Genomic DNA, 16,177 nt, shown 5'->3' with positions numbered 1-16,177 from the left:
AAATGCCATATCATAAAAGTATGGCATTTCAAAACTTTAAGGGGACTTAGAATGAACAGCAAGAATTTTCTTTTAGTGACTTACTTTTTCCTTTCGGGCATAATGAGTGCTCAATACTCACCCACAAAATTAGTCGAAGATTTTAAGATAAGTACAGACAATTCGCCATCAACAATTATTCAAAATTCTCCCAAATTATTTTGTAATGGAACAAAAAGGTTTTTAACAACCTGGAAAGATTATCGCGAAGGTGAAGCAACTACTTATGCACAGTGGTATGATTCGCTTGGGAAATCTGTTGGGAATAATTTAAGAATATTAGATGATGACGATATAGCCATAAACATGGATGGCTCTTTTTTATCATTAAATGAATGGACTGGATATTATTATCCTCATATGGATGATATTACTTACATTGATGGAAAAATATATTATCCGGATGGATCTTCAAGCTTTGATTTCAATATTTTTCAAGCAGGATTAAGTGGTTGCGATGTTGATTGCCTGGGGATGGACTTTAAATGTATAAGTATGAAAGATGGATTTAATGTTATCATCCGTATAGATGGTGCAATAGTATTAAATCATTATGATATAAATGGAAATCTTATCCGAAAAAAATCTCTCCCTTCTAATATTTTCAACAGAAGATCATCAAAGTTTGATTGTGATAAAGATTTAAACAGTAATTACATATTATGTTGGTTTAATGCACGCAATATTAATTGGGAAAATCTTAATGATTCAATACCTATAGGTATTTATGCAGCTATTTTCGATTCCAATGATTCTTTAAATACTACACCTGTTTTTATAAAAGAATTTAAAACAAACAATAATTCAGAGTTCAATCCATGGAATACACCTCCAATTAAATGTGCAAGTATTGCAAATAACCGCTGGCAAATATTTTGGCTGGAAGGAAATCCAATTTCTTTAAATTATGCTTTAATTAATAACGACGGAAATCTTATTGATAGTCTTAAAAGTATTTCAATTACTCCTTTTAGTGGAGAAAGATTTATACATAATTTTACCATTACCCCAATTAAGGATAATAAATTCTGTATTTATATTTCCACTGAATTGAACTTACAAGGTGGCTGGGATATGTTCAATAATTATTTATTATTATTTAATTCGGATGGAACATTTATTCATCAAAATTCTGATACGAAAGTTTTAGGTCCTGGTGGTATAACATCACTTTTCTATCCAAGCAACTTTTTCCAGATTAATGACAGCACATTGTATACTGTTATCAGTGATGAAAAAGATGTATTTCTTAAAACAGTTTTCAATTTATCTTCATATTCAAATGATATAATAAAAATTAATGATGATACTTCAGGAAGTAATGATCAGTTGCCCAATATTATTCCGGTAAAGGACGATTCATTTTTTATTTCCTGGAATCGAGAGACAATATCCAGTGGAATAACTGTAAACAGCAAAGGAAATTTAATCGGTAATCAGGTCAACTTAGAAAGCAGCAATTGTTTTATCTTACCCAATGGTAACTGTTATAATTTTTGGCTTTTCTCAGGCATTTCCGGTTGTATTCCTTTTACACACAAAGGTTATACATTATACGATAAAGATTGGGATATAATGCTGAAAGATACCTTGGTAAAGTTTGGTACAGGTAGTTCACAATTTCCCAATATTTTAAAGTTGTCTATTGCTTCCATGGTTATGTATTACACAGATGGGAATAGATTATTTATGAGATTGTTGAATAATATCGGTGAGATTATTAAGGAATCAAATTTTGATATTGGTTACGATCAGGAGTTGAAATTATTTTCGGTTGATGATACTTCCTTTTTTATTAAATGGGGTGACAAATTACAATACTTCAATAGAGACTTAGAACAAATTTCTCAAATATATAACCTCACCTTTGATTCTTACTTAGGAAACAATAAATTTTTACAAATAACCCGCCCATATTATAACTGGGACCGCTATGGAACTATTTTATCAGTTACTGGGGATACTTTAGTAAAAAGTTTTAAAATTGTAAGCGATGTTATTGAAAGATATTTAGATAGATTTTTTAATATTTATCCGTTAACAAATAATGATTTCCTTGTCCTTTACATTAAGAATAACCAGCTTTTTGCAAAAGCTTTTTCAAACGAAGGGAAAGAAAAATCGAAGGAATTTATAATTCATTCCAACGTTCAATCATTCAAAAAACAGCCAACAGTTGTGGTAAACGGTAATAAAGTTTTCTTTGTCTGGTCTGATGCAAGAAACGAAGGAAGTGGTTATGATATTTACGGTAGCATCTTCGATTTATCCAAGATTGTAGAGGTGGAAGAACAGAAACGGAATGATTTACCAGAAGAGTTTGCTCTATCCCAAAATTATCCAAATCCATTTAATCCAAGTACAACTATCAGTTATCAGATAGCTGCCTCCCTAAATCCCTCCCAAGGAGGGACTTTAATTACATTAAAGGTTTATGATGTTTTAGGAAAAGAAGTTGCAACTTTAGTAAATGAAGAACAAAATGCTGGTAACTATAATTATACATTCTCAATTGATAAAAATAAATTGCCAAGCGGAATTTATTTTTATCAGCTTAAGGCAGGAAGTTTTGTTGAAACTAAAAAGTTTGTGGTGCTGAAATAACAAAATTTTAGGAATGATATGTCTCCAAGAGCAGATTGATTTTGCTTAGCCTTCTTCCTTATATATGAAATCATAAATCATCGTTTAGCATTTTTCTCTTTGATTCCGGTTTTTATTCTAAATCTGTTTTAATTATTTAATAATTTTTTAATGACATCGATATTATGTTGGTTACAAATATTCTTTGCTTCAGGAGTATAAAGAAAATCCAATTCTCTTTTATAATGCTCCGTAATTCTTCCTCTAACTATTTTAAGGGTACTATTGAGAAAACGGTTCTGTTCAGTAAACGGCTCTTCCAAAACTGCAATTGCAGAAGGAAGCCATCTCTCCGGAAACATTCCTGCATATTTACCATTGTTTTTATAATGGTTGATTTCATTTTCAATAGTTTTTAGAATTCTCTCCTGCGCTTCCTTTGTATCAACACTTAAATGATTTTCTTTTATCATACGTACTAAAGCTTCCTTATTTGGAACAACCAGCGCCGAAGTGTAAGGACTTTGATTATTGTAAAGCATAATCTGATCAATGTACGGTGAATGTTCTGTAATTGTTTCTTCAATTCCTTCCGGAGAATATTTCTCACCATCACTGGCGATTAACAAACTTTTATCACGACCAAGAACATATAAGAATCCATCCTTATCCAAATAACCAAGATCGCCGGTAAAAAGCCAGCCATCACGAATGGTTTCTTTAGTTGCTTTTTCATTCTTCCAATAACCAGCCATTACATTTTCGCCTTTAACAACTATTTCTCCCCTCTCACCGATTGGTAATTCAATTCCTTTATCGCTGCAAATTCTTAATTCAAGATCTTGAACAATAAATCCAGATGAACCAAGTTTATGTTTCAATGGAACATTGCAGGAAATTACAGGTGATGATTCTGAAAGTCCGTACCCCTGGAACATCGGAATTCCAAGTGCATAAAAAAATCGCTGAAGTTCAATATCAAGCAAGGCTCCACCGCCAATAAAGAACTCCAATCTGCCTCCAAAACTTTCACGGATTTTACTGAAAAGAATTTTATCGTAGAATTTCATTAATGGTTTTAAAAGTTTCCGCCAGCCTTTTGCTTTATTCCAACCTATTCCGTTATATGCATAAGCCACTTTCAAACCATCATTAAATATGTGCTCAACTATAAATCCTTTTTCTTTAATTCCTTTTTCAATATTCTTTCTAAAGTTTTTTGCAAGTGCAGGAACACTTAAAAGAAAAGTTGGTTTAATTTCTTTAATATTTATTGGGATATTTTTCAAAGTCTCCAACGGTGTTTTACCAAGTTGAATTGAAGCCATACTGGCTCCATTCTTCATCAATGTATAAATGCCGGCGGTGTGTGCAAAGCAATGATCCCATGGTAAAACCAAAAGCGAAGTGTACCATTCCGGAATTACAAGAAGCGCCGATGATTGCTCAACGTTTGCAGTATAATTTCTGTGAGTTAAAATTATTCCCTTAGGATCGGCAGTTGTACCCGATGTATAACAGATGTTTGCATAATCATTTTCTTTTAGCTCTTGCCAGGTTTTGGAAAATTCTTCCGGATGCATTTTTATAAACTCTTCACCGCATTTGAAAACATCCTCAACAAAAATTTCATCTTCTTCAAAACTATCAAGCTTATCAAGAAGAATAATTTTCTGCAAATCAGGAAGTTCGCGTTTTATTTTTCTAATCTTGGCAACCTGGTTTTGGGAAACAATAACCATCTTACACTCTGAATGTGAAATGCGGAATTTCAAATCATTCAGCTCATCAATCTTAACCGAGATAGGAACGTTAACAGCACTGGCGTAAAGGATTCCTAATTCACTCATCACCCAGTAATTTCTTCCTTCAGAAATTAATGCAAGTCTATCACCTTTCCCAATTCCCAACCTTATTAAACCAGCAGCAAAACTGTGTACAATCTTCCGCATCTCTTTGTAAGTTAAACCTTCATAAATACTATTCTTCTTTTCCCACATTAAAACATTGCCGGAATATTTTTGAACACTTTCTTCAAACATTGCTGGAATTGTTCTTTCGGGCATACTTAAAATCCTTATTTGATGAAATTACTTTGCGAAATTAAAAATATTGTTAGACTATAACAAGAAAATCATTTGATTATGTTGGATTCGGAATGTTGAATACCAGATAATAGTTGAAAGAATTTTCATATCATCATTGAATCTCTAACCAACTTTAGATAGTTTTGAATTAAAAATAAGGTGAATATGGAAATTCAATTTATTGGCGCTGCCCGCACAGTTACCGGTTCAATGCATCTGATTAAAACCAATGGAACAACCTTTCTTTTAGATTGTGGTTTGTACCAGGGAAAAAGAAAAGAAGCCTATGAACTAAATAAAAATTTCGATCTTTTTGATCCTTCCAAAATTGATTTTGTAATTCTTTCCCACGCACATATTGATCACTCGGGCAATATTCCCAACCTCAGTAAGAATGGATTTACCGGAAATATTTACACTACGTTTGCCTCGCGGGATTTGGCAACAATAATGTTAAAAGATACTGCCTACATTCAGGAAAAAGATGTTGCTTTTGTAAATAAAAGAAGGATTAAAAATGGACAAAATCCTTTTACTCCGCTTTACACTAACGAGGATGTTGAAGAATCGCTTAAACATTTCGTTGGAATAAATTATCATCGCGAGTTTGAAATTACCCCGGAAATAAAAATAACTTTTTTTGATGCCGGACATATCTTGGGTTCGGCTTTAACTTTGATCGTTATTAATGAGAATGGAAGATTAATCCAGCTTGGTTACACCGGAGATTTAGGCAGACCGAATATGCCAATTCTAAAGGATCCGGAAAAAATTCCCGATGTTGATCTATTTATTTGTGAAAGCACATATGGCGGCAGGTTTCATGACACTGCAGATGAAACAGAAATGAAACTTGCGGGTGTAATACAAAAAGCGATTGAAAAGAAAGCTAAGATAATTGTTCCAGCTTTTAGTGTTGGAAGAACACAAGAATTAGTTTACGCACTTAACAATATTTTTGAAAGTGGTGCTGTTCCAAGAATTCCAGTTTTTGTAGATAGTCCGCTTTCTGTAAACATAACAGAAGTCTTTCGGCTGCATCCGGAATGTTTTGATTATGAAACTTCTCAATTCATATTAAAACATAGAGATCCTTTTGGATTCAACAAACTTACATACATTAAAGATGTTGCTGACTCAAAAAAGCTAAATGATATTGACGGACCATGTATGATTATTGCCAGTTCAGGAATGGCTGAAGCTGGAAGAATTCTTCACCACCTTGCCAATAATGTGGAAGATCCTAAAAACATAATTTTAATTGTTGGCTATAATGCTGAACACACACTTGGAAGAAGGATTGTAGAACGAGAACCGATAATTAAAATCTTTGGTGAGGAATTCCATTTAAATGCTGAAGTTATTGTTATGAACTCTTTGAGTGCACATGCGGATTCTAATGAACTTATTGATTATTGCAAGCTGCTTGATAAAAGTAGGATTCAAAACTTTTTCCTGGTACACGGAGATTATGATCAGCAGCTAAAATTTAAAGACAGGTTAAATTCTATAGAATTTGCAAATATTACCATTCCTGAAAAAGGTGATGTCTTTAAGCTTTAAAAAATATTTTCTGTTATTCATTCTTCCAATAGTTTTTGGATGCGATAGAGTAACCAGCAATAATTTTAATGATGATGGTTTACCGCCAGCGGTTCCAGCTAATTTAAATATTTTTTACGCCCAGGACGGAACTATTGGTCTGGAATGGAAAAGAAATAGTGAAGTTGATTTGAAAGGTTATAATATTTACAGAAGTATAAATGACACAGCTAATTTTATAAAAATTTATTTTACATCAAGCGATTATTTCTATAACGATTCTCTGTACTACGATTCAACTTACTATTATTACATATCTGCTGTTGATAATGAAAATAAAGAAAGCAGAAGAAGCAATATTGTTTCGGAAAAACCCATTAATTATAAAGCACCAGATACACCAAGAAATTTAGAAATAAATGCGAGGAATTGGATTGATAGTATTTCAATATTTTTAAAATGGGATGCGAATTTTGAAAGTGATGTTGCAGGATATTTAGTTTTCAGAAGTGAATCCCCGGATTTTAATCCAGATAACAATACTTTCATTGGTAATACAAAAGTAAATTCGTTTACTGATAAAAATAATCTGGAGCTTTATAAAATCTATTACTTTAAAATAAAAGCGATAGATAAAGGTGGATTAGAAAGTAACTCCAGCCTGCAAGTTTCTGATTTAATTTTAGGTACACCAAAAATTCTGTTTCCTAAAGATAACAGCACTGTAAATTACTTTACTAATTTTTTAATTACGGCACTTCCCTTCCCAACAAGATATAAAATTGTTGTTCAAACCAACCAATACTTTGGAGAAATTTGGAGTAAAGAATTTGAAAGCTCTGTTGTAAATGATACAATTTCAATTTCGTTTGATGCAAATTATATTACTGCCAATACAATTTATTACTGGAGGATTGCTACTTATTCAGCAAACAGTTTAGAGCCAAATAGTATTACCAATTTGTTCAGCTTTATAATAAAACAGTGAACAGAATGATGGGACATTGGAATATTGCGATCACGAAATTTGAGACTATTAAAATTTTTCTATTTTCCATTATTCCAATTTCACAAACTTCTTGTAAAATAAACCGACAGTTAAATTTTATTATTTTAGTAATGATCTTTTTTTGTTTAGGTGGGCAATTTAGCTACGCACAAATACGAAGTGATAGTTTAATTTTTGCTTCAACCAACAGACCAGCAAACATTTTTTCTACTAGATTTGACAAACAACTAAGTACCTATAATCTCAGAAATTCACTTTATCTAAATGAAAACTTTGGAAATTATTTTGTTGGTCTTTACGAAGATTATTTTTCAACTTTAATCAAGTTAAATCCTAAAAGCATTAAAGATGAACAATACTTCTCTTTCATAACTGAATATTCTTTGCATAATAATTTCCAAACAGGAATATTCTTAAATAATAATATTTTATCGGATGATAGAAAACTTGGATTAAATGAGGCATCAATTTTCAGTGCTTCCTTTTTTACAAGGTGGAGACCCTATGATAGTGTTACTATAGCACCACACTTCGGTTATTCAATCAATAGACAAATTGGAGAAAATGATGCAGGTTATTTATATGGTGCCGAAGCACTCGTTAAATCTCTAACAATATCAGATTTTGAAATTCATTCCACTTTTAAATTTCTTAACGATGACATTTCTCCACGCAAAAATACTTTACGCTATTTTAATCTAAATCTTTCCAACAGTTTTGATGAATCTTTCAGAAATATACTTAGTTCAAGTTTTCAGCAGAGCAGAAAGGATTTTTATTTTAAAGCAGATTCAGCCATATCAAATGATTTTAATATAACAAATAACATTCAATCAAGAACTGAATCGAACTATTTTCTTCAGGACAAAATTGCATTTTATAATTCAACAAATCCATTTTCTTTTGATTTAATAGGCAGAGTTGTTTGGAGAGATATTGATCGGGACACCAGGTATCGCTCGGTAGCAAATATCTCATCTTCAATTTTTGATGTTAAAGTAAATGAATTCAGGTTGGAATTTGAATCAACTGGAAATATTAAATCAACAGATTTCGATGGCAATATCAGATTAATGTATTCTGAAAGAGATGAAAGACATTTAACCAAAAATTTCGGTGAATCAAATGTATTCCTTTTTGATGAAAGACAAAAAGCTTTTGAGGAAAGATCCTCTACAGAAAGTGAAAAGAATAATCGGGCAGACAGAATTTCAATCTCATTAAGTGGCAGATATAGAATTTCCACTGTTGACACCTTATCTTTTAGTTTGCTCCATAACAAATTACAATACGATACACCCAGTAAAAATAATTTTGACGATAGAGATGAATTGCTTTCAATTGTTAGATTATATTACATAAGAAAATTGAATCCGTTCTTTGATGTTTTTATAAATCTTGAGGGAAGTCTTAATCATATTGTCTACATCTATTCTGAAAGAAGTTCAAATAATAATTATCAGCGGGTAATTAGGTTGGGCAGCGGAGGTAATTATAATGGTAAAAATATTTCTTCTAGAAATCTTTTTGAGGTTTCATCCAATTATACTGTATATGATTTTGAGGATTTGAATCCAAATTATAGAAGTTTTTCATTCCGGCAGCTATCGTACCAGGACTCATCATCAATCAGATTAACAAATAGATTATTTTTTAATTTCTATGGCTATATTAAATTATCTGAACAAGGTGATTTCAAATGGACAAATTTTTCTGGAAGACCTATTAGGGACCTTGAAGAAATTTATATTGAGCCTAAACTTAATGTAAAGATTTTAGGATTATTTTATGGAATAGGTATCCGGTATTTAACTCTTAAAACTTATATGTATAAAAGTAATTTACGATCAAAAGAATCCGACTATAGAAGTGTGGGCCCACTTGCAGAAATTTCAATTATTTTAAAAAAATTAAATATAAGATTATATGGTTGGTATGAATTTATCAAGACAGATAATAAAAGACGCGAATTAGCAAATTTAAATGTTCAGATGTTTTGGAATTTGTAGAAAAATTTTATCACCATTTATGTAATTAAATTTGCGGTGTACTTTCTATAATTGAGAACGACAGACTTGTTAGCATTGAAAGATTGAAAAGTAAAATATTTTTATTATTTTTCACACACCTAATACATAGTTACGGAGAAATTTTGTCTGTAAAAGAATATTACATAGAAATTCATAGTGATCCAAACTACCTTCCGGAAATAGAGGAATTTTTACAAAAGATTGGCACTGAAAATAATATTGAAAAGACTAAGCAAAACAACCTGGTCCTTGCGATTAACGAAGCAACTACAAATGGAATGATGCACGGTAATAAAGGTAATTTTGAAAAAAAAGTAAAAATTTCAATTTCAGTTTCTGATTCTGAAATTAAATCCGTAATTAAAGATGAAGGCAATGGTTTTAATCCCAAAGAGGTACCGGACCCTACCGAACCAGAAAATCTTTATAAAGAAAGCGGGCGCGGTTTATATATTATGAATACTTGTATGGATGTGGTTAACTATAATTTTACACCTAAAGGAACTGAACTATTTCTTGTGATGAAACTTTAGCTTTTTAATTTTTTCTTTTTATCTACCTGAACATTCTTCGTAAATTTTTTGCATTCCCATTTATTTTATTTATATTTTTCAACATTATAAAACTTAAATACTAAAAGGAGGGCAGAATGTCTCGGAAAAAAATTGCTTTAATTGGTGGTGGACAGATTGGTGGTGTTTTAACTCAGTTAATTGCGCAAAGGCAGCTCGCTGATGTAATTCTTTTTGACATCGTAACAGATTTACCGCAGGGAAAAACTCTTGATGTTGCTGAGGCTTCCCGTATTGATGGGTTTGATGTAAACGTGATTGGTACAAACCAGTATTCTGATGTTCAGGGAGCTGATCTTGTAATTGTTACTGCAGGTTTACCAAGAAAACCTGGAATGAGTCGTGATGATTTATTAGTAACAAATGCAAAGATTATGAGAGATGTTGCTGAAGGAGTTAAGAAATATGCTCCGGATTCAATTGCAATTATTATTTCCAACCCACTTGATGCGATGGTTACACTGTTTCAAAAGATTACTGGATTTCCATCAAACCATGTTATCGGTCAGGCAGGAGTTCTTGATTCCTCTCGTTTTGCATCTTTTATTGCCTGGGAATTAGGTGTTTCTGTAAAAGATATTAATGCCATGGTTCTTGGCGGACACGGAGATACAATGGTTCCGCTGGTTAGATATGCAAATGTTAATGGTATTCCCGTTATGGAAATGCTTGAACGAAAATATAACGATGCAATAAAAGCTAAAGAAGTTATGGAAGCAATGGTGCAAAAGACTAAAATGGCTGGTGGTGAAATAGTAAAATTACTAAAAACTGGTTCGGCATTCTATTCACCAGCTTCTTCAGCAATTGCTATGGCTGAATCAATAATATATGATGAAAAAAGATTACTCCCAGTTTGTGCTTTCCTAAGTGGTGAATTTGGAATTAGCGGATTTTATGTTGGAGTTCCTGCCATCCTTGGTTCGAATGGAGTAGAAAAGATAATTGAGCTTAGTCTTAATGAAACAGAGAAAGCTGCTCTTGATAATTCTGTTAAATCAGTTAAAGAGTTAGTTGAAGATATGAACAGGTTAGGATTGTAAAACTCAATTAATAAAATTTAATAAACTGGGCATTTTTAGTTTCTAATAATTCGAGTTGTAAATGGAGAAATATTTTTGCTAATTTTTACAAAAAAAAGTCCACCGAAAGGTGGACTTTTTATTTAAGCAGCGTAAACGCTGATATATTTTCGATCGGCTTTTTTTGTTTCGAATTTAACCTTACCCTCAATCTTTGCAAATAAAGTATCATCGCTTCCCTTTCCAACATTTTCGCCAGGATGGAATTTTGTACCTTTTTGTCTAACCAGAATCGATCCAGCAGAAACTAATTCGCCACCAAAACGCTTTACTCCAAGACGTTGTGAGTTACTATCACGACCGTTTCTGGATGAACCTTGTCCTTTTTTATGTGCCATAAATTACCTCTTTATGCTATCTTAGTTACTTCAATTCTTGATAATTGCTGTCTATGACCCTTTTTTACTTTGTAGCCTTTTCTTCTTTTTTTCTTGAAAACAATAACTTTATCATCTTTCAAGTGTTCCAAAACTTTTGCAGTTACTTTTACACCAGTAACGGTTGGAGTGCCTACTTTGGTTCCGTTATCATCAGTTAGTAACAAAACATTGTCGAATTCAATTTCTGAATCAACATTGGCTTTAAGCTTCGGCACATAGTATTTTGTCTTTTCAGTTACCTTAAACTGCTGCCCTAATATATCTACCACAGCGAACATTAATATTCCTCCACTTTCTAAAATTTGAGTGTTAAATATACGAAAAGTTATGCGGTTAAGTCAATTATTGCCTGAAAAAGAAATTGTATCATCAATATTTAATTCATCAGTTTGATCACATCAACATTTAAAGCGAATATTAAGATCTAAATCCCTTCTATTTGCGAATAATTAAAGTATTCCTCTTGCTTTTAGCCAGTTTTTACATGATTCAGCCCAAGTAGATTCTGTTCCTCCATTTTTTGCAAGACCAAAACCATGTCCACCATTTTCATAAAGATGAAGTTCTACTGGAACATTGAATTTTTTCAAAGCTAAAAAGTAATTGATACTGTTTTGCACAGAAACAACATTATCATCGGCAGAATGCACAAGAAAAGCAGGAGGAGTGTTTTCATCTACCTGAAGATCATTTGAAAAATGATCTATCAAATCCTTACCTGGATTTTTACCTAAAAGGTTTTCTCTTGAACCAGAATGAGTAAGGTTTGATTCCATTGAAATGACAGGGTAGATTAAAATAGAGAAATCGGGGCGACAGCTTGTTGTGTCAGATTCATAAACTTTTTCTAAATAATGCGTACTTATTGTTGATGCAAGATGTCCGCCAGCAGAAAAACCTATAACACCAATTTTCTTAACATCAATCCCAAAATCTTTTGCATTGCGTCTTATGATACGAATTGCTTCCTGAATATCTTGCAGCGGACCAATACTTTTATTTTTCATGATTTCATCGCTTGGCAGACGATATTTAAGTAAGACTCCAGTAATACCTAATTCATTAAGCCATGCTGCAATATCCTTACCTTCGTGTCCATTTGCCAGCATAGCATATCCCCCACCAGGGCAAATAATTATTGCCGCTCCTGTTGATTTATCCTTTGGTGGGGAATAAATTGAAATAGTTGGCTCAGTTACTTTTGCAATATGATCTATTGAAGTTTTTAGAGTTCCCTCTTTATAATCATTATTTTCTATCGCACCCGGAATTCCATTCGACCAAACGGGTATGGTTTTAACCTGTCCTTTTACATTCGATGTGAGTAAGAAGAACAAACTTATTGAAATAAATATTTTTAAAAGGCGAAATCCAAAATACTTCATAATAAAATTTCCTTTTTTAATAATCATTTTTGTTTTCTTTGAAATAATTTATTAGTCCGTTGGTAGAACAATCGTGAGCCTTAATCTTTTCCTGATTAACCAATTCCGGTAAAATAACTTTTGCAAGTTGTTTCCCAAGTTCTACTCCCCATTGATCAAATGAATTAATATTCCAGATTATCCCTTGCGCAAAAATTTTATGTTCATAAAGAGCAATTATGGAACCGAGAGTTTTTGGTGTAACCTTATTAACAAGAATTGTATTTGTAGGTTTGTTCCCTTCAAAAACTTTGTGTGGTAAAAGATTTTCAAGTTCTTCTTCAGCCAGTCCAAATTTTTCTAATTCCTTCCTCGCTTCTTCTTTTGACTTTCCTTTCATCATTGCTTCGGTTTGTGCAAAAAAATTAGAAAGCAATTTAACATGATGATCGCCAATTGGATTTTGAGTTTCGATTGGCGCGATAAAATCGCAGGGGATTAATTTTGTGCCCTGATGAATTAACTGGTAGAAAGCATGCTGTCCATTCGTGCCAGGCTCACCCCAAATTATTGGGCCCGTTGAGTAATCTACTTTCTTACCATCTCGAGAAACACTTTTGCCATTGCTTTCCATATCTCCCTGCTGGAAGTAAGCCGGGAAGCGATGCAAGTATTGATCGTATGGAAGAATTGCATGTGTCTCTGCATCGAAAAAATTATTATACCAGATACCAAGTAAAGCTAAGATTACTGGCATATTCTTCTCATAAGGTTGATGATGGAAATGTTCATCCATTTCAAACGCGCCGGCAAGAAGTTGTTCAAAGTTATCAATTCCAATATAAATGGCTATGGATAATCCAATTGCAGACCAAAGTGAATATCTACCACCAACCCAATCCCAAAACTCAAACATATTTTTAGGATCGATACCAAATTTTACTACTTCAACTTCATTTGTTGAAAGAGCAACAAAATGTTTTGCAACCGCTGATTCATCTTTTGAAGAATCCAAAATCCAGTTTTTAGCAGAGATTGCGTTTGTTAAAGTTTCCTGGGTAGTAAATGTTTTGGATGCAACAATAAATAAAGTTGTTTCCGGTTTAATATTTTTTAGCACTTCAGCCAGATGTGTTCCATCAATGTTAGAAACAAAATGAACATTCAATCCGGAATCGGAATATGGTTTCAGCGCTTCCGTTACCATAACCGGTCCAAGATCAGAACCGCCAATTCCAATATTTACAACATCGATAATCGGTTTTCCAGAATATCCTTTCCACTCACCGCTACGTACTGAGTTACTGAATTCTCTCATATGATTTAGCACTGAGTTTATATCCGGCATAACATTTTTCCCATCCATATAAACTGGTTTATTTGAACGGTTTCTTAAAGCTGTGTGCAAAACTGCCCTGCCTTCAGTAAAATTAATCTTTTCCCCGGAAAACATTTTTTGTGTCCAGGCTTTAAGATCCGAAAATTCAGCAAGCTGAATGAATAAATTCATCGTTTCTTCTGTGATTCTGTTTTTTGAGTAATCAAGTAAAATGTCATTTACCTTTAATGAAAACTTCTCAAATCTTTTTGGATCTTCCTTAAACATATCCCGCATATGAATTTTTGATATTTTCTTTTGATGTTTCTTAAGATTCTGCCAGATTTCCGATTTAGATAATTGAGACATCGTTAACTCCGCTGATTTTTTAATGCTTTATTTATCTTTTGAAATCCACTAGTAATTTCTGGATGATTCAAATTATAAAACAATATTTATTTTTTCAAATTGAACCAAAAGGTTGAACCTTTTCCCAGATCACTATCAACTTCTATTTTGGATGAATGTGCTTCGATTATATGTTTTGCAATTGCTAATCCTAAACCTGTACCACCAATTGCGCGCGACCTGTCTTTATCGACCCGGTAGAATCGTTCAAATATTCTATTTAAGTTCTCTTTTGCAATTCCTATTCCGCTATCTTTAACAATTATTTTGGCAAATTTATCTTTCTCTTCAATAATTACTTCAACTTTTCCTTGCTCTGTATACTTTATGGCGTTCTGAATCAGATTAATCATAACCTGTTTAAGTTTGTTCTTATCACCAAATAGTTGGAGATTTTCATTACCATGAAGAAGCAACAGCTCGATATTTTTTTCTTCAGCCAAATGCTTTATTTCAAACACAATTTGTTCAAGAAATTCTTTGATATTGAAATAACGAAAACTCAAGTGCATCTCACCGGATTCGATCATCGAAATATCAATCAGATCATTTAAAAGCTGGTTTAAATTCTCAGTGTGGTTATTTGCTTTCTTTAGAAAACTTTTATTCACCTTAGGATCATCTATTGCCCCATCGAGAAGAGTTTCTAAAAATCCCTGTATAGCAAAAATTGGTGTTCTAAGTTCGTGGGAAACATTACCAAGAAATTCCGTTCGCACTCGTTCGAGTCGTTTAAGATTATCAATATCATTCTTCGATTTCAAAAACATCGCTTGAATTTCTTCCTGCAACCCTGCAAGTGATTTATCAAGCAATATTTCATCCGGAGAAGTAAAGTTGTTGTTTCTTATTGATTGGATAACATTTTTTATTTTTTCTATTTCTGTATTTCGTTTTTTGCTAATGATGAAATGGATTGCGATATCAAAAATAAGGATGATAACAAACAAATAAATAATATTATAACCATTGATAGAAAAAGAAAAGGAACAAATAAAAAATAACAATGCACTTGCAGCAAATATTCCACTTCCAAAAAATCTTGAAGAAAAGATATTGTTAAAAATGTTTTTCAATGCTTTTGAATTTATAACCAACTCCCTTTATTGTTTCAATCATTTCTGAATATTTCCCGAACTTCTCTCTTATTTTCCTAATGTGTACATCAATTGTTCTTTCAACAACAAAAACATTTGTACCCCAAACATCCCGCAAAATTGCGTCTCTGCTAAATACTTTACCTGGATGAGTGGCAAGGTAATTTAATATTTCAAATTCCTTTCTTGGGAGAACCAAATCATCGCCAGCAATATTTACAATATATTTTTCCCGATCAATTTCCAGAATTCCAATTACTAATTTTCCTGGTAGATTGAATTCAGATAAACTTTCCAACTTTCTTAAGTTGGATTTTACACGTGCAATTAATTTCTTTGGTGAAATCGGTTTCTGTATAAAGTCGTCAGCTCCAAGATCAAGTCCTTTTATCTCATCCTTTTCACCGGATTTTGCTGTTAAAAAAATTACTGGAGTATTTTCAAATTCCTTTTTTTGACGAATAATTTTACATACTTCATAGCCGTCAAGTTTTGGCATCATAACATCAAGAATAATAAGATCCGGCTTTTCAATAATTTTTTGTAATGCATCTTCTCCGTCATAAGCACAAATAACATCAAATCCTTCCTGCTCCAAATTGTATTGGAGAAATTCAATTATATCGTGTTCATCATCGACTAATAGTATTTTAGACTTCATATCCA

13 protein-coding genes are annotated in these 16,177 nt (G+C 32.5%); 6 read left to right on the top strand and 7 right to left on the bottom strand.

The genetic code is table 11. The features are described from left to right. The first annotated feature begins 51 nt into the window (after window positions 1-51). Window positions 52-2,643 carry a T9SS type A sorting domain-containing protein gene (locus tag NTX22_03070; GenBank protein MCX6149488.1) on the top strand — a complete coding sequence of 864 codons (2,592 nt, stop codon included), beginning with the start codon at window positions 52-54 and terminating at the stop codon, window positions 2,641-2,643. A gap of 128 nt (window positions 2,644-2,771) precedes the next feature. Here the strand turns inward: NTX22_03070 and NTX22_03065 are convergent, their stop codons facing one another. Further along, the gene (locus NTX22_03065; GenBank protein ID MCX6149487.1) at window positions 2,772-4,688 is read right to left on the bottom strand and encodes an AMP-binding protein; all 1,917 of its coding nucleotides are present in this window, start codon (window positions 4,686-4,688) and stop codon (window positions 2,772-2,774) included. 186 nt (window positions 4,689-4,874) lie between these two features. On the opposite strand from NTX22_03065, the gene NTX22_03060 reads away from it, so the two are divergent. The 5 genes from NTX22_03060 to mdh all read left to right on the top strand — a co-directional run bounded on the left by NTX22_03060 (window position 4,875) and on the right by mdh (window position 10,905). Beyond that, window positions 4,875-6,272, top strand: coding sequence for an MBL fold metallo-hydrolase (locus tag NTX22_03060; GenBank protein ID MCX6149486.1), 1,398 nt, complete (start codon window positions 4,875-4,877; stop codon window positions 6,270-6,272). Beyond that, window positions 6,256-7,239, top strand: a complete 984-nt coding sequence (locus tag NTX22_03055; protein MCX6149485.1) for a hypothetical protein — start codon at window positions 6,256-6,258, stop codon at window positions 7,237-7,239. The genes NTX22_03060 and NTX22_03055 overlap by 17 nt, the downstream gene beginning before the upstream one ends. Window positions 7,240-7,370: 131 nt before the next feature. Beyond that, on the top strand, window positions 7,371-9,269 hold the full coding sequence (locus NTX22_03050) for a hypothetical protein (GenBank protein ID MCX6149484.1): 1,899 nt from the start codon (window positions 7,371-7,373) through the stop codon (window positions 9,267-9,269). A gap of 143 nt (window positions 9,270-9,412) precedes the next feature. Beyond that, a complete protein-coding gene (locus tag NTX22_03045) occupies window positions 9,413-9,823 on the top strand; it encodes an ATP-binding protein (protein ID MCX6149483.1) in 411 nt (136 codons plus the stop codon). A gap of 116 nt (window positions 9,824-9,939) precedes the next feature. Beyond that, window positions 9,940-10,905, top strand: a complete 966-nt coding sequence (gene mdh / locus NTX22_03040; GenBank protein MCX6149482.1) for a malate dehydrogenase — start codon at window positions 9,940-9,942, stop codon at window positions 10,903-10,905. A gap of 122 nt (window positions 10,906-11,027) precedes the next feature. On the opposite strand, the gene rpmA is transcribed toward mdh, so the two are convergent. From rpmA to NTX22_03010, 6 genes are all read right to left on the bottom strand, one after another. Next, window positions 11,028-11,282 (bottom strand): 50S ribosomal protein L27, encoded by a 255-nt coding sequence (gene rpmA / locus NTX22_03035; protein ID MCX6149481.1) that lies wholly within the window; start codon window positions 11,280-11,282, stop codon window positions 11,028-11,030. Between the two features lie 11 nt (window positions 11,283-11,293). Then, window positions 11,294-11,602 carry a 50S ribosomal protein L21 gene (gene rplU / locus NTX22_03030; protein ID MCX6149480.1) on the bottom strand — a complete coding sequence of 103 codons (309 nt, stop codon included), beginning with the start codon at window positions 11,600-11,602 and terminating at the stop codon, window positions 11,294-11,296. Between the two features lie 171 nt (window positions 11,603-11,773). Further along, window positions 11,774-12,736, bottom strand: a complete 963-nt coding sequence (locus NTX22_03025) for an alpha/beta hydrolase (GenBank protein MCX6149479.1) — start codon at window positions 12,734-12,736, stop codon at window positions 11,774-11,776. After that, window positions 12,726-14,375: a glucose-6-phosphate isomerase gene (gene pgi / locus NTX22_03020; GenBank protein MCX6149478.1), complete on the bottom strand. Its 1,650-nt coding sequence runs from the start codon at window positions 14,373-14,375 to the stop codon at window positions 12,726-12,728. Before pgi ends, NTX22_03025 begins: the two co-directional genes overlap by 11 nt. 86 nt (window positions 14,376-14,461) lie before the next feature. Further along, window positions 14,462-15,490: an ATP-binding protein gene (locus tag NTX22_03015; GenBank protein MCX6149477.1), complete on the bottom strand. Its 1,029-nt coding sequence runs from the start codon at window positions 15,488-15,490 to the stop codon at window positions 14,462-14,464. Continuing rightward, window positions 15,474-16,172 (bottom strand): response regulator transcription factor, encoded by a 699-nt coding sequence (locus tag NTX22_03010; protein MCX6149476.1) that lies wholly within the window; start codon window positions 16,170-16,172, stop codon window positions 15,474-15,476. Before NTX22_03010 ends, NTX22_03015 begins: the two co-directional genes overlap by 17 nt. Between the last annotated feature and the right edge of the window lie 5 nt (window positions 16,173-16,177).

This window comes from Ignavibacteriales bacterium (assembly GCA_026390815.1).
Taxonomy (GTDB): Bacteria; Bacteroidota; Ignavibacteria; order Ignavibacteriales; family SURF-24; genus JAPLFH01.
Note: the sequence above shows the minus strand (reverse complement) of the source record. Positions and strands in the feature narration are given on the sequence as shown.